The 22,139-nt window shown below is 57.3% G+C and carries 20 protein-coding genes and 1 pseudogene; 9 read left to right on the top strand and 12 right to left on the bottom strand.

Annotated features, from left to right (window positions below; all coding sequences use genetic code 11):
- On the top strand, positions 1 to 346 hold a 346-nt coding region (locus ACFDSS_RS06405), incomplete at its 5' end, for a YihY/virulence factor BrkB family protein (protein ID WP_375254937.1).
- Here the strand turns inward: ACFDSS_RS06405 and kynU are convergent.
- Together kynU and ACFDSS_RS06395 are read right to left on the bottom strand one after the other, a co-directional pair.
- Positions 347 to 1,540, bottom strand: coding sequence for a kynureninase (gene kynU / locus ACFDSS_RS06400; RefSeq protein ID WP_375254936.1), 1,194 nt, complete (start codon positions 1,538 to 1,540; stop codon positions 347 to 349).
- Positions 1,540 to 2,298 (bottom strand): SDR family NAD(P)-dependent oxidoreductase, encoded by a 759-nt coding sequence (locus tag ACFDSS_RS06395; protein ID WP_375254935.1) that lies wholly within the window; start codon positions 2,296 to 2,298, stop codon positions 1,540 to 1,542. Before ACFDSS_RS06395 ends, kynU begins: the two co-directional genes overlap by 1 nt.
- A 40-nt stretch (positions 2,299 to 2,338) precedes the next feature.
- Here ACFDSS_RS06395 and ACFDSS_RS06390 point away from each other — a divergent pair, with 40 nt between their 5' ends.
- The 3 genes from ACFDSS_RS06390 to ACFDSS_RS06380 all read left to right on the top strand — a co-directional run bounded on the left by ACFDSS_RS06390 (position 2,339) and on the right by ACFDSS_RS06380 (position 6,060).
- Positions 2,339 to 2,845, top strand: a complete 507-nt coding sequence (locus ACFDSS_RS06390) for a methyltransferase family protein (protein ID WP_375254934.1) — start codon at positions 2,339 to 2,341, stop codon at positions 2,843 to 2,845.
- Positions 2,846 to 2,949: 104 nt separating this feature from the next.
- A complete protein-coding gene (locus tag ACFDSS_RS06385) occupies positions 2,950 to 4,530 on the top strand; it encodes a Re/Si-specific NAD(P)(+) transhydrogenase subunit alpha (RefSeq protein WP_375254933.1) in 1,581 nt (526 codons plus the stop codon).
- Positions 4,531 to 4,542: 12 nt separating this feature from the next.
- Positions 4,543 to 6,060, top strand: coding sequence for an NAD(P)(+) transhydrogenase (Re/Si-specific) subunit beta (locus ACFDSS_RS06380; RefSeq protein ID WP_375254932.1), 1,518 nt, complete (start codon positions 4,543 to 4,545; stop codon positions 6,058 to 6,060).
- Between the two features lie 312 nt (positions 6,061 to 6,372).
- Here ACFDSS_RS06380 and ACFDSS_RS06375 read toward each other — a convergent pair whose 3' ends face one another.
- The 6 genes and pseudogenes from ACFDSS_RS06375 to ACFDSS_RS06350 form a co-directional block, all read right to left on the bottom strand.
- Positions 6,373 to 7,038: an outer membrane protein gene (locus ACFDSS_RS06375; RefSeq protein ID WP_375254931.1), complete on the bottom strand. Its 666-nt coding sequence runs from the start codon at positions 7,036 to 7,038 to the stop codon at positions 6,373 to 6,375.
- A gap of 266 nt (positions 7,039 to 7,304) precedes the next feature.
- Positions 7,305 to 8,264: an ABC transporter permease gene (locus ACFDSS_RS06370; protein WP_375254930.1), complete on the bottom strand. Its 960-nt coding sequence runs from the start codon at positions 8,262 to 8,264 to the stop codon at positions 7,305 to 7,307.
- The gene (locus ACFDSS_RS06365; RefSeq protein ID WP_375254929.1) at positions 8,257 to 9,264 is read right to left on the bottom strand and encodes an ABC transporter permease; all 1,008 of its coding nucleotides are present in this window, start codon (positions 9,262 to 9,264) and stop codon (positions 8,257 to 8,259) included. Before ACFDSS_RS06365 ends, ACFDSS_RS06370 begins: the two co-directional genes overlap by 8 nt.
- Before the next feature lie 89 nt (positions 9,265 to 9,353).
- A complete protein-coding gene (locus ACFDSS_RS06360) occupies positions 9,354 to 11,078 on the bottom strand; it encodes a peptide ABC transporter substrate-binding protein (protein ID WP_375254928.1) in 1,725 nt (574 codons plus the stop codon).
- Positions 11,075 to 12,133: pseudogene (locus ACFDSS_RS06355) on the bottom strand (ABC transporter ATP-binding protein). The gene ACFDSS_RS06360 and the pseudogene ACFDSS_RS06355 overlap by 4 nt, the downstream one beginning before the upstream one ends.
- The gene (locus ACFDSS_RS06350) at positions 12,126 to 13,130 is read right to left on the bottom strand and encodes an ABC transporter ATP-binding protein (RefSeq protein ID WP_375254927.1); all 1,005 of its coding nucleotides are present in this window, start codon (positions 13,128 to 13,130) and stop codon (positions 12,126 to 12,128) included. The pseudogene ACFDSS_RS06355 and the gene ACFDSS_RS06350 overlap by 8 nt, the downstream one beginning before the upstream one ends.
- Before the next feature lie 216 nt (positions 13,131 to 13,346).
- Here ACFDSS_RS06350 and argE point away from each other — a divergent pair, with 216 nt between their 5' ends.
- Together argE and ACFDSS_RS06340 are read left to right on the top strand one after the other, a co-directional pair.
- Positions 13,347 to 14,507: an acetylornithine deacetylase gene (gene argE / locus ACFDSS_RS06345; protein ID WP_375254926.1), complete on the top strand. Its 1,161-nt coding sequence runs from the start codon at positions 13,347 to 13,349 to the stop codon at positions 14,505 to 14,507.
- A 34-nt stretch (positions 14,508 to 14,541) separates the two neighbouring features.
- Positions 14,542 to 15,705 carry a M20 aminoacylase family protein gene (locus ACFDSS_RS06340; RefSeq protein ID WP_375254925.1) on the top strand — a complete coding sequence of 388 codons (1,164 nt, stop codon included), beginning with the start codon at positions 14,542 to 14,544 and terminating at the stop codon, positions 15,703 to 15,705.
- 38 nt (positions 15,706 to 15,743) lie between these two features.
- Here ACFDSS_RS06340 and moaA read toward each other — a convergent pair whose 3' ends face one another.
- Positions 15,744 to 16,748, bottom strand: a complete 1,005-nt coding sequence (gene moaA, locus ACFDSS_RS06335; RefSeq protein ID WP_375254924.1) for a GTP 3',8-cyclase MoaA — start codon at positions 16,746 to 16,748, stop codon at positions 15,744 to 15,746.
- An 85-nt stretch (positions 16,749 to 16,833) separates the two neighbouring features.
- On the opposite strand from moaA, the gene ACFDSS_RS06330 reads away from it, so the two are divergent.
- Positions 16,834 to 16,968, top strand: coding sequence for a hypothetical protein (locus ACFDSS_RS06330; protein WP_375254923.1), 135 nt, complete (start codon positions 16,834 to 16,836; stop codon positions 16,966 to 16,968).
- Here the strand turns inward: ACFDSS_RS06330 and ACFDSS_RS06325 are convergent, their stop codons facing one another.
- The 3 genes from ACFDSS_RS06325 to glmU are packed head-to-tail and all read right to left on the bottom strand — an operon-like array spanning position 16,969 to position 20,873.
- Positions 16,969 to 17,703, bottom strand: coding sequence for a DNA alkylation repair protein (locus ACFDSS_RS06325; RefSeq protein WP_375254922.1), 735 nt, complete (start codon positions 17,701 to 17,703; stop codon positions 16,969 to 16,971).
- Positions 17,703 to 19,526, bottom strand: a complete 1,824-nt coding sequence (gene glmS / locus ACFDSS_RS06320) for a glutamine--fructose-6-phosphate transaminase (isomerizing) (RefSeq protein ID WP_375254921.1) — start codon at positions 19,524 to 19,526, stop codon at positions 17,703 to 17,705. The genes ACFDSS_RS06325 and glmS overlap by 1 nt, the downstream gene beginning before the upstream one ends.
- A gap of 3 nt (positions 19,527 to 19,529) precedes the next feature.
- The gene (glmU, locus tag ACFDSS_RS06315) at positions 19,530 to 20,873 is read right to left on the bottom strand and encodes a bifunctional UDP-N-acetylglucosamine diphosphorylase/glucosamine-1-phosphate N-acetyltransferase GlmU (protein WP_375254920.1); all 1,344 of its coding nucleotides are present in this window, start codon (positions 20,871 to 20,873) and stop codon (positions 19,530 to 19,532) included.
- Between the two features lie 122 nt (positions 20,874 to 20,995).
- On the opposite strand from glmU, the gene ACFDSS_RS06310 reads away from it, so the two are divergent.
- The gene (locus tag ACFDSS_RS06310) at positions 20,996 to 21,664 is read left to right on the top strand and encodes an HAD hydrolase-like protein (protein WP_375254919.1); all 669 of its coding nucleotides are present in this window, start codon (positions 20,996 to 20,998) and stop codon (positions 21,662 to 21,664) included.
- Positions 21,665 to 21,731: 67 nt separating this feature from the next.
- Positions 21,732 to 22,139: DegT/DnrJ/EryC1/StrS family aminotransferase (locus ACFDSS_RS06305; RefSeq protein ID WP_375254918.1), on the top strand; the 408-nt coding region annotated here is incomplete at its 3' end.

Genomic DNA, 22,139 nt, shown 5'->3' with positions numbered 1-22,139 from the left:
GCTTTTTGAAGCGATACGCTGGCTGATTGCGCTCAGCGTTTTGATCATTGGCCTTAGCCTGCTTTACCGATTTGGGCCTGCGCGGATTGGCAGTCGCGGGCGCTGGATCACCGTGGGCGCTGTGGTTGTCGTGATCTTATGGATCGCGGCCTCTGTGGGTCTCTCGTTCTATCTGACAAACTTTGCCAGCTACAATGAGGTTTATGGCTCTATCGGGGCGGTGATCGGTTTGTTGTTGTGGCTCTATGTCAGCGCCTACCTGATTTTGCTCGGAGCCGCGCTGAATGTTGAAATACATGGCGGCGGCACCGTGCCTGAACAGCAGGATGACAGCGGCTTTTTATAATCAGGTCACGCGGGCCACCTGCTTGTAGACCGGATTGTCCCAAAGCCGGTTCGTCATCACATCGGCCATGACATCAACGGCCTTTGTCACATCGGCCTTGTCGATAAAGAGCGGCGCAAAGCCGAACCGCATAATGTCAGGCGCGCGGAAATCGCCCACGACTTTGCGCGCAATCAGTGCCTGCATCGCGGCATAACCATGTTCAAAAGCAAATGAGACCTGGCTGCCGCGCTGCTGCGGATCGCGCGGACTGGCGAGTGTCAGCATCGGGCAGCGCGCCTCGACGTCCGCGATAAATTGCTCTGTCAACGCAATTGATGCCGCCCGCAACGCCTGCATATCCACCTGATCCCAGATCGTGAGCGCACTATCGAGTGCCGCCATCTGCAAAACGGATGGGGTGCCCACGCGCATCCGCTCAATCCCGGTGCCGGGGCGGTATTCCAGATCGAATGCAAATGGTTTTTCATGGCCCAGCCAGCCGGACAGGGCAGGTTGGCAGTGGTCGATATGGCGCGGTGCGACGTAGATAAAGGCTGGCGAACCGGGCCCGGCATTGAGGTATTTATAGGTACACCCGACCGCGAAATCGACGTTGCAGCCGATCAGATCAACTGGCATCGCGCCCGCTGTATGTGCCAGATCCCAAATGGCGATACCCCCTGCGGCATGGGCCTTTTGGGTCAGCGCTGCCATATCGTGAAGCCGCCCTGTGCGGTAATCGCCTTGCGTCAACATCATCACGGCCAGATCATCGTCGATGTGATCGGCCACGTCCTCAGGGGCGACCACCCGCAATTCATGCCCCCGCCCCAAAGACTTGGTAAGCCCTTCGGCCATATAGATGTCAGAGGGGAAATTGCCGCTGTCGGTCAAAATCACCTTGCGCTCCGGCACCAGATCAATCGCGGCGGCAAGCGCCTGGTAGACCTTGATAGAGAGCGTATCGCCAAGTACCACATGGCTGGGTTCGGCCCCGATCAAACGCCCGATCCGGTCGCCGTCGTCGGTCGGTCGCGCCATCCAGCCCGCCCGGTTCCACCCTGTGATGAGCATCTCACCCCATTCATCTGTGACGGTCTTTGCGATCCGCGCTTCGGTCGCCTTTGGCAGGGGACCAAGTGAATTGCCGTCAAGATAGATCATCCCTTCGGGGAGATGGAACATCGCTTTGGTCGCGGCGAAATCCGTCATCAGACCTGCCCTCCTGCTATTTGGATTGTCTGGGCATTCACACTACGCGCGCCCTCTGAGCAAAGCCACATAGCGGCGGCGGTGGTCTCGTCCACCGCCAGCAAGGTCTTGTGCCGGTTGCCTTTCGCCATCAACGTCCGCGCGCCAGCTTCATCCACGTCAAAGCGTTTCATCAAGCCCGGTAGCTGGTTGCGGACAATGTCGGTTTCCACATAGCCCGGACAAAGCGCGTTGAAGGTGATGGGACGGCGTATGAATTCTTCTGACAGGCCTCGGATGAGGCCAATCACACCGTGTTTGGTCACCGTATAGGGGACCGCATTCCTGAGCCCGCGCACGCCTGCGATGGAACTCACGACGATCATGCGGGCGGGGGTGTCTTGCTGCAACGTGGCCATCGCGGCCTGAAACGTCAAAAAGACACCATCAAGGTTGATTGCCATCATCTTGCGCCACTGGGCAAGCGTCGTTTCTTCAAAGGGTCCGCCATCGGCAATACCTGCATTGGCGATACATATCTGGATAGGTCCGCGCGCTGTTGCAGCCTGCGCAATGCCGTCACGCAGTGACTTTTCGTGGGCTACATCCATCTCAAGCGGGTGAATGCGCGCATGGGCACGTGCGACCGTTTCAAGTTTGTCCACACGTCGCCCGGTGATCGTGACCTGCGCACCTGCGGCGGCCAGTGCCACTGCGATGGCCGCGCCAATTCCGGTCCCGCCGCCTGTCACCAGCGCGTGTTTGCCTGTATGTTGCATTGCTGCCCTCTCATTTGACCACATGCTAGCGGGTGGCCACATGCTAGCGGGCAGACGGATATGGACAAGGCCAAAGCGCAGGCGTTACACCTGTCATATGAAATGGATCGACATCCCACCCGCCTGGCTGGTGCTTGCCTTGGTCATCACCTGGCTGATCGCACAGGTGCAGCCAATGTCTTGGGCACTATCGCACCCTGTGACCGATCTGATCGGTGGCCTTCTGGTCGGCGGAGGTATCGTCCTTATCGTGCTCGCCGCGGTTGAGATGCGCAAACAACGCACCACGATCGTGCCGCATATGGAGGCCGATCATCTGGTCACAACCGGTATTTTCCGGCGGAGCCGCAACCCGATCTATCTGGGTGATGCTTTGGTGCTGGCCGGGTTTGCGCTGTGGTGGGGAGTTCCCATCGCCTTGCTGCTGGTTCCGCTCTTTATGGCCACGATCACGGCGCGGTTCATTGTACCAGAGGAAAACGCACTCAGACGCAAGTTTCGGGCAGATTTTGCGCGTTACTGCCAAAAGACACGCCGATGGGTGTAACTGTTAGCGCATGACATGCGCCGACATTGCAGGCATTCGCTTGTGAAATAATGTTTCGCGCTATAATGCATCTTCACTGCGAGAATATATATGGGGGATGATCCGTGAAAATCGGTACACCAAAAGAGATATTTGAAGGCGAAAACAGGGTCGCAATGACCCCCGCCTCCGCAAAGGATCTGGCCAAACTGGGCTATGACTGTGTGATTGAAACCGGTGCTGGTGCAGCCGCTGGTTTTACCGATAAATCCTACAAAGACGCGGGCGTCGCGGTTGTCAAAACCGCCGCAGCCCTGTTCAAGGCGGCCGATATCATCGCCAAGGTACGCCCACCTGAGGATGTTGAAACCAAGCGTCTGCGGACAGGTCAAACGCTGATCTCGTTCTTCTATCCTGCGCAGAACGCAGACTTGATTGCGGCCGCCAACGATAAAGGCGCCACTGTGATTGCAATGGATATGGTGCCACGCATCAGCCGCGCCCAAAAAATGGACGCGCTGTCCTCAATGGCAAATATCGCGGGCTATCGCGCTGTGATCGAGGCGGGTAGCAATTTTGGCCGCTTCTTCACCGGTCAGGTGACGGCTGCGGGCAAGGTGCCGCCAGCGAAGGTTCTGGTAGTGGGTGCCGGTGTGGCCGGTCTTGCCGCGATCGGGACGGCAACATCGCTCGGCGCGATCACCTACGCCTTTGACGTGCGCCCCGAAGTGGCCGAGCAGGTCGAATCCATGGGTGCCGAATTTGTTTTCCTTGATTTCGAAGAAGAGCAGCAGGACGGTTCGGCCACCGGTGGCTATGCCGCTGTGTCTTCACCTGAATTTGCCGCCGCACAGCTGGCAAAATTCAGTGAAATCGCGCCAGAGATGGACATTGTCATCACCACAGCCCTGATTCCGGGCCGCGACGCACCAGAGCTTTGGACCAAAGAGATGGTCGAAAGCATGAAGCCCGGATCCGTGATTATCGACCTCGCAGCAGAGCGTGGCGGCAACTGCAAACTGACCGTGAAAGATGAAAAGGTCGTCACCGACAACGGCGTGACAATCGTGGGCTACACTGATTTCCCAAGCCGGATGGCCGCACAGTCCTCGACGCTTTATGCGACGAATATTCGTCACATGATGACCGATCTGACGCCTGACAAAGACGGTGTGCCGAACCACAACATGGAAGACGACGTCATTCGTGGCGCAACGGCAACCCACAAAGGTGAGATCACGTTCCCGCCGCCGCCTCCGAAAGTGGCCGCGATTGCGGCAGCCCCCAAGAAGGCCGCGCCAAAGGAGCTGACACCTGAAGAAAAGCGCGCAAAGGAAGTCGCGGCTTTCAAGCAAGAGACAAAGACGCAAGTCGGCCTTTTGGCGGCTGGTGCGGCTTTGATCCTTGGCATCGGTTTGATACCAGGGATGCCTGCCAGCTTCATGCAGCACTTCATTGTGTTTGTTCTGTCGGTCTTTATCGGTTTCCAGGTCATCTGGAACGTCGCGCACGCGCTGCATACGCCATTGATGGCGGTCACGAACGCAATTTCGTCGATCATCATTTTGGGGGCGTTGATTCAGATCGGATCGTCAAGTGCGCTGATTACGGTCTTGGCGGCACTCGGTATCTTCATGGCGGCCATTAACATCTTCGGTGGCTTCCTCGTGACACGGCGTATGCTCGCCATGTTCCAGAAATCCTAAAGGGGCAGGGCAATGGAAAATGCATTCACGATCGCGGCCTATGTTGTTGCCGCAATTCTCTTCATCCTGTCGCTGGGCGGCCTTTCGGGGCAGGAAAGCGCGAAGCGTGCGGTCTGGTATGGCATCGCAGGTATGGCATTGGCCGTCTTCGCGACTTTGGTCGGGCCGGGCGCCGGTCTTGGCATCCTGTCGGTTATTCTGATCGGTCTGGGCGGCATGGTTGGCTATCAACTGGCCACCAAGGTCGAGATGACGCAAATGCCAGAGCTTGTGGCGATCATGCACTCGCTCGTGGGTCTGGCTGCGGTCTTTGTTGGCTTTAACGCGGATCTGATGATTAATGACATGGCGGCCCTTTATCAGACCAACGGTCAGGTTCTCGGCGCTGTCGGGGCCGACGGCATCACCGCAATCGGCCTGCCTAAGGAGGTCTACGAGGGCCTCAGCGCTTTTGGTCAATTGATTGCCAAGAAATCCAGCGTTGAGATCGGCATTCTGCGGGTTGAGCTGGTGCTGGGCATCTGGATCGGTGCAGTGACGTTTACGGGCTCCGTGATTGCCTATGCAAAGCTATCTGGTGCGTCCAGCAAGCTGCCGTTCAAGGTCGATACCGCGGCCAACAAGCTGCCCGGTGGGCATTTCTTGAACGCAGGTGCTGCGGCGGCCTCTGTCATTTTGTTGTTGATGTATATGGGCGGGAGCGGTTCCTGGGCGTTGGTTCTGCTGACGCTGGCGGGTCTGTTTATCGGCTATCACCTGATTATGGGCATTGGTGGTGCAGATATGCCTGTCGTTGTGTCCATGCTGAACAGCTATTCTGGCTGGGCCGCTGCAGCGATCGGTTTCTCGCTTGGCAACGATCTGTTGATTGTTGTGGGCGCGCTTGTCGGCTCCTCTGGTGCGATCCTGTCTTATATCATGTGCAAAGCGATGAACCGCTCTTTCGTGAGTGTGATCCTGGGCGGCTTTGGCGGCCCTGCGGGTGAGCAGATGGCGGTTGAAGGTGAACAGATCGCCATCGACGCCGATGGTGTGGCCTCGGCGCTGAATGAGGCTGACAGCGTTATCATCATCCCCGGTTACGGCATGGCGGTCGCGCAAGCCCAACAATCCGTGTCAGAGCTGGTGCGCAAGCTGCGCGCACAGGGCAAGAACGTGCGCTTTGCGATCCACCCTGTTGCAGGGCGTTTGCCGGGCCACATGAACGTGCTGCTCGCGGAAGCGAAGGTGCCATATGATATTGTAATGGAAATGGACGAGATCAACGATGACTTCCCGCAGACGGATGTTGCGATCGTCATTGGCTCAAACGACATCGTGAACCCTGCCGCACAGGACGATCCGAACAGCCCCATCGCAGGTATGCCAGTGCTTGAGTGCTGGAAAGCCAAGCAGGTGTTTGTGTCCAAGCGTGGTCAGGGTACCGGGTATTCCGGCATCGAGAACCCGCTGTTCTTCAAGGACAACACACGGATGTTCTACGGTGACGCGAAGAAGTCCTTGGATGAATTGTTGCCGAAGATCGACTGACCTTAGGGTCGTTCTTAATCTACTTTAATTCGAAAGCCCCGCTGCATGTAGCGGGGCTTTTGTTGTTGTGTAGCAATATTCAAGCTTTGTCTCGGATGGCGGCTATGAGCCTCATACGGACGCTTTCGGTGTTCATTGCAACCAGAAAGATGTCGGTCAGGATTATTTAAGTGCATCAACGATGCCGCCCATGTGCGCTACGATCAATCTGCTTCAAGACCGTGGAAGCTGCGCCTTAGGTCAGGCATCGCGCAATGGCGAAACCGGCGCTAGGGTGCATATGCAAATACACCCTAGCCTTTTGCGGCTTCGTTAAAAGTCGAAGCGGACACCAATGCGTATGGCGCTCTGGGTGACCTCTACAGGCATTTCAACCCCGCCAAATCCCGGTTCCAAATCACCTTTTGCCTTACCAAAATCGGTATAGCGGTACTCAGCGCGCAGGGCTGATTGTGGCGCAAACCGCCAATCCATTCCCACGCCAACCGTTGAGCCTTCCATTTGTTCATCGTAGCCATCTTCCAGCGGGCCGCCTGTGGGGCCGCCGTAGAAATCAAACTGACCAAGGGCATATCCCGCGGTGCCGTAGAATAGGGCGGGTCGACCGCCAAGCTGGCTTGCGTAGCCAAAGATCGCACGGATTGAACCCTGCCATTCGCCATCGATTTCACCGGCAGAGGTGAAACCGGACGTGTCTTCGAACGAACCCGAAAACTCAGAGGCTTCGGCATCAATCTCGCCACCCCACACAGTGTTCCCGTTCTGATACCCATACCCGACAAAACCGCCAAAAAGTGCGCCATCAGGTTCGGAATTGCCGTCGGGTGCACCATTGCTGAAGGAATGATCGGCATCGCCCGCAGCATAACCGAGGGTCAAACCACCATAGAACCCGTCCCAATCCTGTGCGGCGGCTAGGCCTGGAACAGCGGCAAGCGCGGTCGCCAATACAATCGCCTTGGAAGAATACATCACCATAATTTTGCTCCTTACTATGCAGCGCGGCCTCTCATTCACCATGAAAAACAGACAGCGTCTCAAACTACACATCCATATGGTTACATTCCTTTGGACAATCGCTACTGACTTATATCAATCTGTGCCTCGGCTTTCCTCAAGCGTTGCAAACTGCTGGGGTCAGTTTGGCGGGGCCAATTGCAGCGAATGTCGGTATTGTCCCGCGTCTCGACTGTTGAAGCGGACCGCAGCGAAAGGGTAGTCCGGATTTCATCCGTTTGCCGCTATCACAGACCGCGTATCCGCGGATCCAGCGCATCGCGCAGACCGTCACCGATGTAATTCACTGCCAGCACTGTCAGCGAAATCGCCAAGCCGGGCCACAGGACCCGCTCAGGGAAGGCTGTCATCCGGTCCACGCTATCAAACAGGATCTTGCCCCATGTGGGGAAATCAGACGGGAAACCAAGACCGAGGAAGGACAACGCGCTCTCGGTAATGATCGCGGTCGCAAGGCCGAGGGTTGCCGAGACCATGATCGGCGACAGCACATTGGGCAATATGTGGCGTGTAATCATCCGCCGTGGCGGCGTCCCGATGGAACGCGCGGCAAGCACGAATTCCCGTTCTTTCAGCGCCATCACGTCACCGCGCACGATCCGCGCGGTTTGCATCCAGGAGGTGATCCCGATCCCAATGACGATCAGCAGGAATATCCCGTTCTCAGGCCCGAATGCAGCGCGCAGCGGGTCGCGGAATAACAACATCATCACCAAGAGAAGCGGCAGCAATGGCAGCGATAATACCAGATCGGTGAAGCGCATAAGTGCCCAGTCCAGCCGCCTGAAATACCCCGCCAGAACGCCAACAAAGGTGCCGATAATGATCGCCAAGACCATTGCTGTCCACCCCACCGCGAGCGAGATCCGCCCGCCTTGCATGATGTTGGACATGATATCGCGCCCAAGGTGATCGGTGCCCATCGGCCGCGCCCAGCTGGTCTTTGCGTCACCATCCCAGATCGCCACATAGATCGGGCGCACGTCCTTGTTGCGGATGTCCAGCTTGCCGGGGTCAACGTCCCACAATAGTGGACCGATGGTGCAGAACAGCGTGATGAAGGTCAGAAAGATCAATCCTGCCATCGCCCCCTTGTGTGAGCGGAATTGATCCCAGACGTCCCACCATTGATTGCGGGCTTTGACGTCGGCGACCGGGGCTTGGGCTGCGATGGGTCGGTCAGTCATAGCGGATCCTTGGGTCAAGTACGCCGTAAAGGATATCGGCAATCAGGTTCATCATCACGATCAGCACCGCCAGCAGGAAGGTGATGGTCATCACCATCGGAATGTCAGAGCCTTGCAGCGCGATAATCAGCAGCTGACCAAGGCCGTTCACCTTGAACACCTGCTCGGTGATGATCGCGCCGCCAAAGATCGAAGGAATACCCAGCGCGATCACAGTCACAACAGGGATCATCGAGTTGCGCAGCACATGGCGCATCACCACAACGCTTTCGGACATCCCCTTTGCGCGGGCGGTGCGCACATAGTCCATGCCAAGATTATCCAACATGGAAGCCCGCATATACCGGCTGACCTGTGCTGTGGTTTGCAGGGCCAGAACCATCACAGGCATAATCATCTGCTGGATCTGGAACTTGAAAGAGGCCCAGTCCACTACCCTGTGCGTGGTGTCATAGATCGATGGCAGCCAGCCCAATTGGACGGAGAAAATCACGATCACCAGCACGCCTGAAAAGAACGGCGGCACCGAAAAGCCAATCATCGAGATAAACGTCCCGGCTTGGTCGAAGACCGAATACTGTTTGTAGGCACTGATGATGCCGATTGGCAGGGCAATGGCGACGCCAACCACGTAGGACATCCCGACAACCCAAAGGGTCTGTGGCATACGCTCTGCGATGGTATCAAAGACAGGGCTACGGGACTGGAAACTGATGATGCGTTGTGCGCCATCGGCGAAGTTGGTGCCAAAGGCTGCGTCGATCCAGTATTGCGGCTCGACAATGAAGAACTGATAGAGCCAGAGGTAGAAGCGGGTATACCAAGGCTCTCCGAGGCCCAGCGCCTCGCGCATCCGCTGTTTGACGTCATCGGGGATTGTCAGGGGCATCTGGCCCATGGGGTCGCCGGGGGCGAGCTCCAGCAGCAGAAAAATCACCAAAGCGATAAACAGAAGCGTCGGGATCGACAGGACCAATCTACGGATTGTGTAGTTGAGCATGAATGGACGCCTTGGTTTATGGTTCTGGAAGGGCGGGACGGGATACAAGGCGGAGGGACCCCCCCGCCTTGCATATTTGTGTGACCGAATTAGCGGTTGTCGCCAGTGCGGTACCAGTCAGCGATGTTCCAAAGCTCACTGTCCCAAACGTTCAGGTCAATCCCGCCAAGGCTGTTGGCATGTGCCGACAGACGACCACGGTGAACCAGTGGGATCATGCCGCCTTTGTCGACAATGATGTCGTTCAACTGCCGCGCGATAGACGCGCGCTCATCGACGTCTGCTGTGGCAGTCAGCTGGGCGTGCAACTGGTCGTAAGCTGGATCACAGAAACGGCTGATGTTTTCACCCTGCCACTGGGATGCAGGGCTTGGCGCTTTGTCGCAAAGGCCATTGGCGAGATATGCCTGCGGATCAGTGCCGTTGAAAGTATTCGCGTACATTTCAACGTCTGCATAGAACTTCTGGAATGTGTCAGGCGAACCTGGGTCACCACCAAAGAACACGGATGCATCAATGTTGCGCAATTCTGCGTCAATACCAATCTCGGACCACCACTCTTTAATCAGGGCTTGGAAGTCCTGACGGACAGCGTTTGTGGACGTCTGGTAAAGGATTGCCATCGGCACGCCGTCTGGCGTTTCACGCACCCCGTCACCGTCGGTGTCCATGTAACCGGCGGCATCCAGCATCGCGCTTGCGCCCGCAATATCCTGCACATCACATGTGAATGTGTCAGAGTTCACAGCAGCAGGTGCCGGGACCCAGTTGCAGGTCACTTTGCCGGCCTGACCGTAGCCAACCTCAACCAGCAGCGGCCGGTCGATGGCCATTGACATCGCTTTATAGACGGCGGGATCGCCAAGGAACGGATGTGGGCGGATGACCGAACGCTCGTCTGGACCAAGGGCCGGATCAGGGTTCGTTTGGTTCAGCATGATACGTTCGACCAATGGCCCGAAGCCCGCAACAGGTATGCCCATGCCACCTTCTTGCATTGATGCAATGACATCAGGCGCAAGTTGCAGGTTCCAACCGTAGTCGAATTCGCCTGTTTCCATCACGGCACGACCGGCAGCGGTTGCATCACCGCCACCCTTGAAGGTCACGGACGCAAAGGCGGGTTTGCTGGCATCACGGTAGTTTTCGTTGGCAACCAACTGGATGACGTCATTGGTACGGAATTCAGTGACCACAAAGGGGCCAGTACCGACAGGGCTGAAGTTTTCGTCCGTACATTCAGGCGCGCGCGCACCCATACAGTCCGCGAATTGGCGGGCTTGCAAGATCGGGCTTTCGCCGCCAACAAATGGGCCATAGGGGAATGGGGTCGGGCCTTCGAAGTTCACGATGACGGTCAGATCATCGGGGGTTTCGACCGATGCGACGCCTTCAAACTTGGTCAACTGCGCACACCCCGATTCAGGGTCCGTGCAATATTCATAAGTGAACTGCACATCGCGCGAAGTGAAGGCAGAACCGTCTGACCACAAGAGGCCGGGCGAGATATTCCAGGTGATGGATGTAAGATCCTCGGACACGCCGCCATTGGCGACAGTCGGGACTTCATCCACCAACCAAGGCGTCAGCGCGCCGGAGCTGTTGTAGCGCGCCAGCGGTTCAACCACGAGAGACGCGGCCTCCACGTCTTTGGTGCCGCCGGACAGGAAGGGGTTCATAATTGACGGGGCTTGCCAATAAATGATTTTGACTTCGCCATCGCGACCGCGCTCGCCTTCGTGTGCGCCAGCATATGCCATCGGGGCAAGTGCCGCTATCGCAACAGCGCCAATCAGGGCTGTTTTGAGTGTCATTTTGTCTTCTCCTTGTTGGTGCTCTTGTTGTCGTCATGACCTGCCGTTTGTCCGGCAATGTCGTTTTTATCGTTATAGAGGTGACAGGCGGTATACCGTCCTTGGTGTACCTCACGATATTCAGGTTCCACACGCTTGCAGATGTCCATCACGGACGGGCAGCGAGTGCAGAAATTACAGCCCTGCGGCGGGTTCGACGGCGATGGCACGTCCCCTTGCAGGATGATCCGTTCCGTCTTGCGGGCCAGGCTTGGGTCCGGTTCTGGCACGGCGGAAAGCAGGGCTTTGGTATAGGGATGCAGCGGTTCTGCATAAAGTCCTTCACGCGGGGCAAGTTCGACGATCTTGCCCAGATACATCACGGCCACGCGGGTGGCGATGTGGCGGACCATAGACAAATCGTGGCTGATAAAGAGATAGGTCAGACCGTATTTCTATTGCAGGTCTTCCAGCAGGTTCACGACCTGCGCCTGAATGGAGACATCCAAGGCGGCAATCGGTTCGTCACAGACGATAAACTTTGGGTTCAATGCAAGCGCACGGGCAATCCCGATCCGCTGCCGCTGACCGCCCGAAAACGCATGCGGGTAGCGTTTCGCAAACTTGCGGTTCAGGCCGACCTGATCCATCAGTTCGGCAACGCGCGCGCGTTTCTCCGCATCATTGAGAGTGGTATGCTCGTCGAACGGCTCTTTGATGATGTCTTCGACGGTCATGCGCGGGTTCAAGCTCGCCTGCGGGTCTTGGAACACCATTTGCATTGTCGGACGCATTTGGCGCAAATCAGTCTGCGGGATGTTCCCGATTTCACGATTGTCGATTTCGATTGAACCTGAGGTGATATCATAGAGACGCAGCACCGCACGCCCACAGGTGGATTTCCCGCAACCACTTTCACCAACCAGCCCGAGGGTTTCCCCCTCCATCACATCAAAACTGACACCATCGACGGCCTTTACTTCGCCCATGCGGCGACGCAGCAGGCCCGCGAAGATCGGAAAGTGCATTTTGAGGTCTTTGACCGAAACCAGTGCCTTCTTGCGTTCATCAAGCATCACGCGGCACTCCGGTGCGGGCATCAAAGAAGCAAGCGGCGTCATGGCCGTTGCCCACATCAAAGCGAGGCGGGTTTTCAACGGCGCAACGATCAAAAGCCACATCACAGCGGTCCCGGAACGGACACGATGTGGGCGCTCCCGCCATAATCGGTGGTTGGCCTTCGATGATTGTCAAACGCGCAGCTCTCTCCCCCAATATTGATGGGATCGTTTTGAGCAGGGCGCGGGTATAAGGGTGTTGGGGGTTCCCGAACAATTCATGCACAGGGGCATGTTCGACGACTTGGCCGCCATACATCACCATCACGCGGTCTGCGATGCCTGCGATCACGCCAAGGTCGTGGGTGATCCAGATCACCGCCATGCCCAGCTTGTCACGCAATTCCTTCATCAACTCAAGAATTTGCGCCTGAATGGTCACATCGAGCGCGGTTGTCGGTTCATCCGCGATCAGCACCTGTGGATCGCACGCCAAAGCAATCGCGATCATGACGCGCTGACGCATACCGCCCGAAAACTGGTGCGGATAATCATCAAGACGACGCCTGGCATCAGGAATACCCACAAGCTCCAGCAGTTCCTGCGCGCGCGCGGCGGCCTGTCTTTTGTTCATGCCCATATGCTTGCGCAAGGGTTCCATGATCTGAAAGCCAACCTGATAGACAGGGTTGAGAGAGGTCATCGGGTCTTGAAAGACAAAGCCGATCTTGCCCCCGCGGACGGTGCGCAACTGGTCAAGCGGAACTTTCAACAAATCCCGCCCTTCAAAATGGACCTCGCCGCCGCGAACATCCGCAGGCGGAGAGGGCAATAGCCCTAACAGCGACATCATCGTTACGGATTTGCCGGAACCGCTTTCCCCAACGACACCCAGCAACTCACCGGGCTTGAGAGAGAAGCTCACGTCATTGACCGCATGAACTTCACCACCACGAGTTTGGAAAACGGTCTTGAGGTCCCGGACATCCAGGACGGGCAGCGCCCCATCAGGCATTCACGAACCTCCCAGTGGTTCAGGTCTTTTGTTTTTACGCAGATCTCTGACGGACCTGTTTGCGCACCACGGAGAACGGTAACAGTAATTTTTCATGTCGCAAGCTGTTTCATGTTTGCCGTAAGGGATTAGAAACGGCAGAGTGGTCATTGCCCGTCTCTCGTTCAGTGCGGCCTTTGAGAGTGACGAAATAAGGCAGATGATGAAAGGATCACCATGTCACGCAGCGCCCGTGAGCTGATGGATACGCTGGTTGGTTTCCCCACGGTTAGTCGGGACAGCAACCTTGACCTTATTGATTTTGTTGAGGGATTTCTGACGGACCTTGGGGTCCAGTCTACCCGCGTTCCCAATGCCGACGGCACCAAGGCCGCTCTTTATGCCCATATCGGGCCCGAAATTGATGGCGGCGTTGTCCTGTCGGGTCATACCGATGTGGTGCCTGTGGACGGGCAGGCATGGGACACCGATCCCTTCACGGTGACCGAGCGTCAAGGCAGGCTTTACGGCCGTGGCACCTGCGACATGAAGGGTTTTGATGCATTGGCGCTCTCGGCTGTGCCGCTTGCGCTTGCGCGCGGGATCAAACGACCGCTGCAAATCGCGCTGAGCTACGACGAAGAAGTGGGCTGCACAGGGGCACCGCCGATGATTGACCACATGGTGGCAATGGGAATGCCGCGTGCTGATACGGTGGTTGTGGGTGAGCCGTCAATGATGAAGGTCGTGACCGGCCATAAAGGTGGTATCGGCTATGACATGCACTTTCGTGGTTTTGAGGTGCATTCATCGCTCGCGCCCACAGGTGTCAGCGCGATCATGATGGCCGCGAAGTTGATCGACTGGGCCAATGACGTCAACGCAGAGAACGCCACAAAACCGGTCTCTGAATTGGCCGCCGACTTTGTACCACCCTACACGACATTGCATGTTGGCATGATAAATGGGGGGACCGCGCATAATATCACGGCCAAAGATTGCCACTTCGCGTTTGATTTCCGCTTCGTTCCGGGTGAGGACATCGGCGAATGGCGGGCCCGCTTCCTCTCCAAGGTCGCCGAACTTGAGGCAGAGATGAAAGCCGTCCGCATGGAAGCGGGGATCAACGCGGAGCCGCTTTTTCATGTTCCGGGCTTGGTGCCGGAAGCGCACGGACGTGCGGAAGCACTTGTGCGGCGGCTCACCGGCGAAAACGCCAGCAATGTCGTCAGCTACGGCACAGAGGCCGGACAGTTTCAGGAACGTGGGTATTCAGCCGTTATTTGTGGGCCCGGTGACATCGCCCAAGCGCACCAACCAAATGAGTACATCTCGGTCGAACAGTTTCGACAGGGTGAAGCATTTATCAGCAATCTGGTGGACATGCTCGCCGCGTAGACACATATCTGTTGTCAGTCAGTGGAGTTTCAGAATGCCAATCAAGAACCGTTTTGCCGACATGCTGCCCGAAATCACCGCTTGGCGGCATGACTTTCACCAACACCCCGAAATCCTGTTTGAGACACATCGGACCTCTGCGATCGTCGCGGAAAAACTGCGTGAATTTGGCTGTGATGAGGTGGTGACGGGGATCGGGCGCACAGGCGTCGTAGGCGTGATAAACGGTAAGTCCGACGCATCAGGCAAAGTGATCGGACTGCGCGCGGATATGGATGCGCTGCCAATGCAGGAACAGACTGATTTGCCCTATAAATCCAAGGTTGACGGTGCGATGCATGCCTGCGGGCATGACGGGCACACGGCGATGCTATTGGGGGCTGCGAAATACCTTTCTGAAACGCGCAATTTTGACGGCAAAGCGGTCGTCATCTTCCAGCCCGCCGAAGAAGGCGGCGGCGGTGGCCGGGAGATGTGCGAAGACGGCATGATGGATCGCTTCGGCATTCAGGAAGTCTACGGGATGCACAACTGGCCCGACCTGCCGGTCGGTCAGTTTGCAATTCGCCCCGGGGCCTTCTTTGCGGCGACCGATCTATTCGACATCATCATCGAAGGGCGCGGTGGCCACGCCGCCAAACCGCATCTGACGCGTGACACAACAGTCGCTGCCAGCCATGTCGTTGTCGCGCTGCAAACGATCGCCGCGCGCATTGTGAGCCCGATCGATCAGATCGTGGTTTCTGTCACCAGCTTCCGGACCTCCTCTGAGGCGTTCAACGTCATCCCCCAAACCGTCCATTTGCGCGGCACGGTCAGAACCCTCTCAGATGATGTGCGTGATCTGGTTGAGCAGTCCCTCCGGGAGATTGTGACGGGGACCGCTACGGCGCACGGTGCGACGGCGGATATCGACTACCGGCGCGGTTATCCTGTTATGGTGAACAGCGAAGAGCAGACGGCATTTGCCGCCGAAGTCGCGAAATCCGTGGCGGGAGACTGCGCCACCGCGAACCAGACCATGGGTGGCGAGGATTTCTCATACATGCTGCAAGAACGCCCCGGCGCTTATATCTTTGTCGGTAACGGCGAAGGGGCGGATGTGCATCACCCAGAGTATGTTTTCAAAGATGAGACGATGCCCGCGGGCTGCTCTTGGTGGGCCGAGATTGTGGAAAAACGGATGCCTGCTCGTTAGGCACTGGACTGCATGAGACGTCTTGCGAGACGACGGCCTTACCCACCGGTATGCGACATATGCCGACTGACCTGCCCATCAACTTGCTGGCGTGAGTAATCGAAATCATGGCCTTTGGGTTTCAACGCAATCGCAGCGCGGATCGCATCCTCCAGATCATGATCCGCTTCAGATGCCCGCAATGGCCCCCGCAGGTCGGAATGCCCTTCTTGCCCAAGGCAGGTGTAAATCTCACCCGTGCAGGTGATCCGCACACGGTTGCAGCTTTCGCAGAAATTATGGCTGAGTGGGGTAATAAAGCCTATCTTTTGACCCGTGTTTTCCACACGCACGTAGCGGGCGGGGCCGCCAGTGCGTTCTGGCAGGTCCGTCAGGGGTGAGCGCGCAGCAATGCGCGCACGCAGGTCTTTGAGCGACCAGTACTGACCCAGTCGGTCTTCGTTGCCCAGATCGCCCATCGGCATGACCTCGATAAAGGTCAGGTCCATATCGCGCGCGGCACACCAATCGGTGAGCGTCTCCAACTCATCTTCGTTGAAGCCTTGCAGAGCGACCGTGTTAATCTTCACACGTAGCCCGGCACGTTGGGCGGCATCGATCCCGCGCAAGACCTGGGGCAGGCGGCCCCAACGCGTGATCTGGGCGAATTTATCGTCGTTGAGCGTATCAAGTGAGACATTGATCCGCCGCACACCTGCCGCAAAGAGATCATCGGCAAATTTTTCAAGCTGGCTGCCGTTGGTGGTCAGCGTCAGCTCATGCAAGGCACCGCTGTCCAAATGCCGCGACATGCTGCGAAAGAAGGTCATAATTTCGCGGCGCACCAATGGTTCTCCGCCGGTGATGCGCAGTTTGCGCACACCAAGGCGGATGAAAGCCGAACACATGCGGTCGAGTTCCTCCAGCGTCAGGAGTTCCTTTTTCGGCAGGAAGGTCATGTTTTCTGACATGCAATAGACGCAGCGGAAATCGCAGCGGTCTGTGACCGACACCCTCAGGTACTCAATGGCGCGTGCGAAAGGGTCAATCAATGGCTCAGTCATGGGGGCAAGTTATGTCTCGGCGACCGGTAGCGCAAGTGGCTTGGGGGCTGTTGCGGGTCACGTATCTGCGACGTAAGGTTGGCGAATGAGACTGATGATCCTGCTGTCCTTTATTGCCTTAACGGGCTGCTCATCGACGATGTTCGACCGCAAGTTGGACGGCGTTTTCGGGATCGAGCGGGATGCCCCGCAAGAGGCTGAGGTTGTCACACGCCTGTAATCACGGGAAGTTTCCGAAGGTTTTTTCGCCGATTGGACTTTTGGCGACAGACCAGTCAGCCAGTTTGCGCCCGGCTTCCCTGACCGCGAAGGATTTCATTGCTCCGCCATGTTCTTCAAGAAAATCACGCACCCGCGCCGGATCATGTTTGGATAGCTCACGCAGCCACCACGCAATTGCTTTCTGGATGAACCAATCGTGATCGGTGACATAGGTTGCAGCCCATCCCAAGACACGGTCGCGCGTGGCCAATTCGGCGGGCTTTGGATTGTTCTGCTTGGTCCAGGGAAGTGTCATTACCAAGCTCGCACGCTTGGTCCACATGTGATCCGAGGTTGTCCAATCCTCGACCGTGTCGAGCCGCGCTGGATCGGCAACCAGCCGCTTCTGGCCTGCGATGCTGGCATGATCGGCAATCGCCCAAGCGTCAAAATCAGGCACCCAAGACTGGATAAGCTCCCATGCGCCCTGGTCATCGGGTTTGATCCGCGCCTGCGTCAACAGTTTCGCCGCCGCGATCCGCCCTTCATGCGTGTTGCCCTTCCAAAGCCCCTTGGCCAACGCGAGGCGCCCTTCAAGATCAACCTCCGCGCGCCACGCTTGAACCCGCGCGTCGATCACCGGATTGGCAATGCCAAGGTATTGGCGGTCAACCTTGTGATATCTATGCATCTGGGAGGCTTTGGCGGGATCCCCCGCCGCGCGCAGTTCGGCAATGGCGGCATTGTGCGTCATTATTCGACAGTCACTGATTTGGCAAGGTTGCGCGGTTGGTCCACGTCCGTGCCCTTTGCAACTGCCGTGTGATAGGCCAGCAATTGTGCAGGCACTGCATAAAGCATCGGTGCGAGGAATGGGTCAACTTCTGGCATGATGATCGTATCCCAAACACCCATGCTGGCCTCGTCCGCGCCCTTCTGATCCGTTATGAGCAGGACTTTTCCACCGCGCGCCATGACCTCCTGCATGTTCGAGACGGTCTTTTCGAAAAGGCTGTCGCGCGGGGCCATGACGATGACGGGCACATGTTTGTCCACCAATGCGATGGGGCCGTGCTTCAATTCCCCAGAAGCATAAGCTTCGGCGTGTATATAGCTGATTTCTTTCAGTTTCAACGCACCTTCAAGGGCGAGCGGATACATCGCGCCGCGGCCCAGGAACAGGATGTCACGCGCCTCTGCCAGTTTGCGCGACACCTTCTTTGATTTCGCTTCAATCGCCAAAGCCTGATTGAAAAGCCCCGGCAGGCTGCGCAACGCTGCCAGCTTTTCGGCGACCTCAGCGCTGGACAGTTTCCCGCGCGCTTCTGCGGCTTGCAGCGCCAGCAAAGCCAGCGTCGCCAACTGGCATGTGAACGCCTTGGTGGAGGCCACACCCACTTCCACTCCCGCCAAAATTGGCAGCGCCAGATCACTTTCACGCGCGATTGAACTTTCGGGCACATTGACGACTGACACGATTTTGTCGGCCTTGCCGTCCATATAGCGCAGAGCGGCCAATGTATCTGCGGTTTCACCCGACTGACTGACAAAAAGCGCGACAGTCCCTTCCGTCACAGGTGGTTCGCGGTAGCGGAATTCAGAGGCCACATCGACTTCGACCGGAATGCCCGCGATCTGCTCAAACCAATATTTCGCGACCAGACAGGCGTAGTAAGCCGTGCCACATGCCACCATGGTCATGCGCTGCACTTTGGTGAAATCCAACTGCGGCTCTGGCATCGTGACAGCGCTCTCATCCGCATTGATGTAGTGGGCCAGAGCCCCTTGCAGCACGACTGGTTGTTCGGCGATTTCCTTGGCCATGAAGTGTTTGAATCCGGCTTTGTCGACGCGCGCGGTGTCCACTTGAATGGTTTTCAGCGCGCGATTGGCAAGTGCGCCGCTCGGATCACGGATTTCCACGCTGTTGCGGGTGATGATCGCCCAATCACCTTCCTCCAGATAGGTGATTTGATCGGTCATTGGCGCGAGCGCGATCGCATCCGAGCCGACAAACATCTCTCCCATGCCGTGACCAATTGCCAAAGGAGAGCCCTTGCGTACCGCGATCAGCAAATCATCCTCGCCATCGAACAGGAAGCACATTGCGTAGGCACCTTCCAGTTGGCTGATCGTCTGTTCAGCGGCGTCGCGCGGGCTGAACCCTTGGTCGATGTGATAGTTGGCGAGCAGCGCCACGGTCTCTGTGTCCGTATCGGTTTCGTAGCCTATGCCTTTGTCGGCCAGAAAGGCGCGCAATTCGCGGAAATTTTCGATAATGCCATTGTGGACAACGGCAACAGCGCCCGCGAGATGGGGATGCGCATTGCCCGCGTTCGGAGCGCCATGCGTGGCCCAGCGGGTGTGGCCAATGCCAGCTTTGCCCGCCAATGGGTCATGCACGAGCGCATCTGACAGGTTCACCAACTTGCCAATCGCGCGCCGCCGGTCGAGCTTTTTGTCATGAATGGTCGCAATACCTGCGCTGTCATAGCCGCGGTATTCCAATCGTTTGAGTGCCTCCACCAAAAGCGGGGCGGCCTCATGATCGCCCAATACACCGACAATGCCACACATGGTTTAAGACCCTTTTTGTTTGCGTGCGCGGAGTTTTTCGAACAGGCGCACCGCAAAGCCTGTTTTGTTTTCCTGTTTTGCGCGCGCCACGGCCAAATCACCGGCAGGCACGTTGCGCGTCACGACGGACCCGCTGCCTGTCATTGCGGCATTCCCTACCGTGACGGGAGCCACCAGCATGGTGTTTGAACCGATGAACGCGTCCTCGCCGATGGTCGTGTGGTGTTTGAACACACCGTCGTAGTTGCAAGTGATTGTACCTGCGCCGATGTTGCTGCGCGCGCCAATGGTCGCATCACCGATGTAGGAAAGGTGGTTTACCTTTGCCCCGGCAGCAACTTGGGCGTTCTTGATTTCAACGAAATTGCCAACTTTCACGTTCTCTGCCAGCTCTGCGCCGGGGCGCAGCCTTGCATAAGGCCCCACCACCGCGCCTTTGGAGACATGGCAACCTTCGAGATGCGAAAATGCCCGAATGATCGTGCCGCTTTCGATTGTGACGTTTGGACCGAAGACGACGTTTGGTTCAACGACGGTATCGCGGCCAATAACGGTGTCATGGGCGAAGAAAACGGTCTCAGGGGCGGTGAGGTTGACGCCATCTTCCTGTGACGCTTGGCGGGCCTTGGCTTGGAACAGCGCTTCTGCGCTTGCAAGTTCTGCACGCGAATTGATCCCCAGCGTCTCGGTCTCGTCACAGCGCACCACGGTTGCGGTCAGCCCGCGCGCGCGGGCGATGCCGATGATGTCCGTCAGGTAGTATTCCCCGGCTGTATTGTCGTTGTCCACGGCATCAATCAGTGAAAAGAGTGTGCTGCTTTCCGCCGCTATAACACCGCTATTACAGAGGCTTAAAGATCGTTCCTCATCTGATGAGTCCTTGAATTCCACGATTCGGTCAAGCTGGTCGTCTTTCAGGATCAATCGCCCGTAGCGCCCCGGATCAGCGGCCTCAAATCCCAGAACAACAATATCGTGGGTCAGGCGTGCAGCGGTCATTGCGGCCAATGTTTCGGGGCGGATGAAGGGCGTATCACCGTAAAGCACCAACGCGTCACCTTCAAAATCGACAAGCGCATCTTTGGCTTGCGCCACCGCGTGAGCGGTGCCAAGCTGTTCGGATTGCAGCGCCATCGTCACATCAGGATCAAATGCGCGGGCGGCTTTCTCAACCAGGTCGGCGCCGTGTCCCGCGACGATCACTGTGCGCGCAGGCTCAAGCGCCGCACCAGATTTCATCGCGTGGACCAACATCGGTGCACCTGCGATCTGATGCAGTACTTTGGGCAGGTCGGAATTCATCCGTGTGCCCATGCCTGCGCCGAGTATGATTAATGCGGTTGCCATTCTTGGCCTCAATGCTTGTTGTTATTGCGACTTCTACTGCCCTTTTTCATTATCACAAGGGCAGGGGCTTCACATCAGTTTTCAGGGCGTTACAGATTAGGGACCAATCCAAAGGGCATGGCATGACAAAACGCACGGTGATCTTCGATCTCGACGGCACATTGGCGGATACCAGCGGTGATCTTATCGCTGCGGCGAATAGCTGTTTTCGGGGGCTCGGATTGGGTGATTTGCTGGACCCGGCCAATGATGCGGCCACGGCGCTGCGCGGCGGGCGTGCCATGCTGCGGCTTGGGTTTTCGCGCGTCGATGGGTTTGGAGAGATTGAAGTCGATGCCCAGTACCCGATCCTGTTAGAGGCTTATGCGCAAGACATCGACACCCTCACAGTGCTGTATCCCGGTGCAATGGACGCGGTTGCGCGATTGCTGAGTGCAGATTACGCCGTCGGCATTGCCACAAACAAGCCGGAAGGCCTGGCGGAGACGCTGATGACCAGCCTTGGCGTGCGTGATGCCTTTGCGTCGCTAATCGGTGCGGATACTTTGCCGGTGCGCAAACCTGATCCGGCCCACCATTTTGAGGCCGTCAGTCGCGCGGGCGGAGATCCGGCGAAATCATTGCTCGTCGGAGATACCGCGACAGACCGTGATACCTCTCGCAATGCGGGCGTTCCTTCGGTTTTGGTAACATTCGGGCCGGGGCGCGATGATGTGCTTGCCCTTGATCCTGAGGCCACAATTGACAACTATGACGAACTTGATGCCGTCGTTGCGCGGCTGATCGGATGAATTGGCCCTATCCCTTGCGCCAATGTGGCCCTTTGACTGCGCGCCAAACGGGGTAGAGACTGCGCCTATGAGAGAGAAATTCACTGGAAGCTTCACCCAGCAAGAGCCGATCCCCACGGAAGGGATCGCGGCGGCCAATGCTGTGATGCAATCAGGCCGTTTGCACCGCTACAACACCAGCGGCGACGAAATCGCGGAGGCGGCGTTATTGGAAGAAGAATTTGCCGCGGCGACTGGGGCGAAATATTGCCTTGCGGTGGCATCAGGCGGCTATGCGATGACGACGGCTTTGCGCGCAAGTGGCGTGCAGCATGGTGACAAGGTTCTGACCAATGCTTTCACGCTGGCGCCCGTGCCCGGTGCGATTGCTGCCGTGGGGGGTGTGCCCATTTTTGTGGGCGTGACCGAGGATCTGGTGATTGACCTTGATGATCTGGCGGCCAAGCTGGATCAGTCATCGGTTCTGCTTCTGAGC

Source organism: Yoonia sp., assembly GCF_042093035.1.
In the GTDB taxonomy this organism is placed as follows: Bacteria; Pseudomonadota; Alphaproteobacteria; order Rhodobacterales; family Rhodobacteraceae; genus Yoonia.
The sequence above is the reverse complement of the archived record's forward strand: the minus strand, read 5'-3'. Positions and strand labels throughout refer to the sequence as shown.

What these genes read in the sequence shown, in the direction of transcription:
- kynU (WP_375254936.1), bottom strand. Translation starts at nt 1,540, where the DNA reads ATGACGGATTTCGCCGCGACCAAAGCGATGTTCCATCTCCCCGAAGGG.
- ACFDSS_RS06325 (WP_375254922.1), bottom strand. Translation starts at nt 17,703, where the DNA reads ATGACGCACAATGCCGCCATTGCCGAACTGCGCGCGGCGGGGGATCCC.
- ACFDSS_RS06370 (WP_375254930.1), bottom strand. Translation starts at nt 8,264, where the DNA reads ATGACTGACCGACCCATCGCAGCCCAAGCCCCGGTCGCCGACGTCAAA.
- ACFDSS_RS06310 (WP_375254919.1), top strand. Translation starts at nt 20,996, where the DNA reads ATGACAAAACGCACGGTGATCTTCGATCTCGACGGCACATTGGCGGAT.
- glmS (WP_375254921.1), bottom strand. Translation starts at nt 19,526, where the DNA reads ATGTGTGGCATTGTCGGTGTATTGGGCGATCATGAGGCCGCCCCGCTT.
- ACFDSS_RS06350 (WP_375254927.1), bottom strand. Translation starts at nt 13,130, where the DNA reads ATGCCTGATGGGGCGCTGCCCGTCCTGGATGTCCGGGACCTCAAGACC.
- ACFDSS_RS06380 (WP_375254932.1), top strand. Translation starts at nt 4,543, where the DNA reads ATGGAAAATGCATTCACGATCGCGGCCTATGTTGTTGCCGCAATTCTC.
- glmU (WP_375254920.1), bottom strand. Translation starts at nt 20,873, where the DNA reads ATGGCAACCGCATTAATCATACTCGGCGCAGGCATGGGCACACGGATG.
- ACFDSS_RS06395 (WP_375254935.1), bottom strand. Translation starts at nt 2,298, where the DNA reads ATGCAACATACAGGCAAACACGCGCTGGTGACAGGCGGCGGGACCGGA.
- ACFDSS_RS06375 (WP_375254931.1), bottom strand. Translation starts at nt 7,038, where the DNA reads ATGGTGATGTATTCTTCCAAGGCGATTGTATTGGCGACCGCGCTTGCC.
- ACFDSS_RS06330 (WP_375254923.1), top strand. Translation starts at nt 16,834, where the DNA reads ATGAGACTGATGATCCTGCTGTCCTTTATTGCCTTAACGGGCTGCTCA.
- ACFDSS_RS06365 (WP_375254929.1), bottom strand. Translation starts at nt 9,264, where the DNA reads ATGCTCAACTACACAATCCGTAGATTGGTCCTGTCGATCCCGACGCTT.
- argE (WP_375254926.1), top strand. Translation starts at nt 13,347, where the DNA reads ATGTCACGCAGCGCCCGTGAGCTGATGGATACGCTGGTTGGTTTCCCC.
- ACFDSS_RS06390 (WP_375254934.1), top strand. Translation starts at nt 2,339, where the DNA reads ATGCTAGCGGGCAGACGGATATGGACAAGGCCAAAGCGCAGGCGTTAC.
- ACFDSS_RS06360 (WP_375254928.1), bottom strand. Translation starts at nt 11,078, where the DNA reads ATGACACTCAAAACAGCCCTGATTGGCGCTGTTGCGATAGCGGCACTT.
- ACFDSS_RS06340 (WP_375254925.1), top strand. Translation starts at nt 14,542, where the DNA reads ATGCCAATCAAGAACCGTTTTGCCGACATGCTGCCCGAAATCACCGCT.
- moaA (WP_375254924.1), bottom strand. Translation starts at nt 16,748, where the DNA reads ATGACTGAGCCATTGATTGACCCTTTCGCACGCGCCATTGAGTACCTG.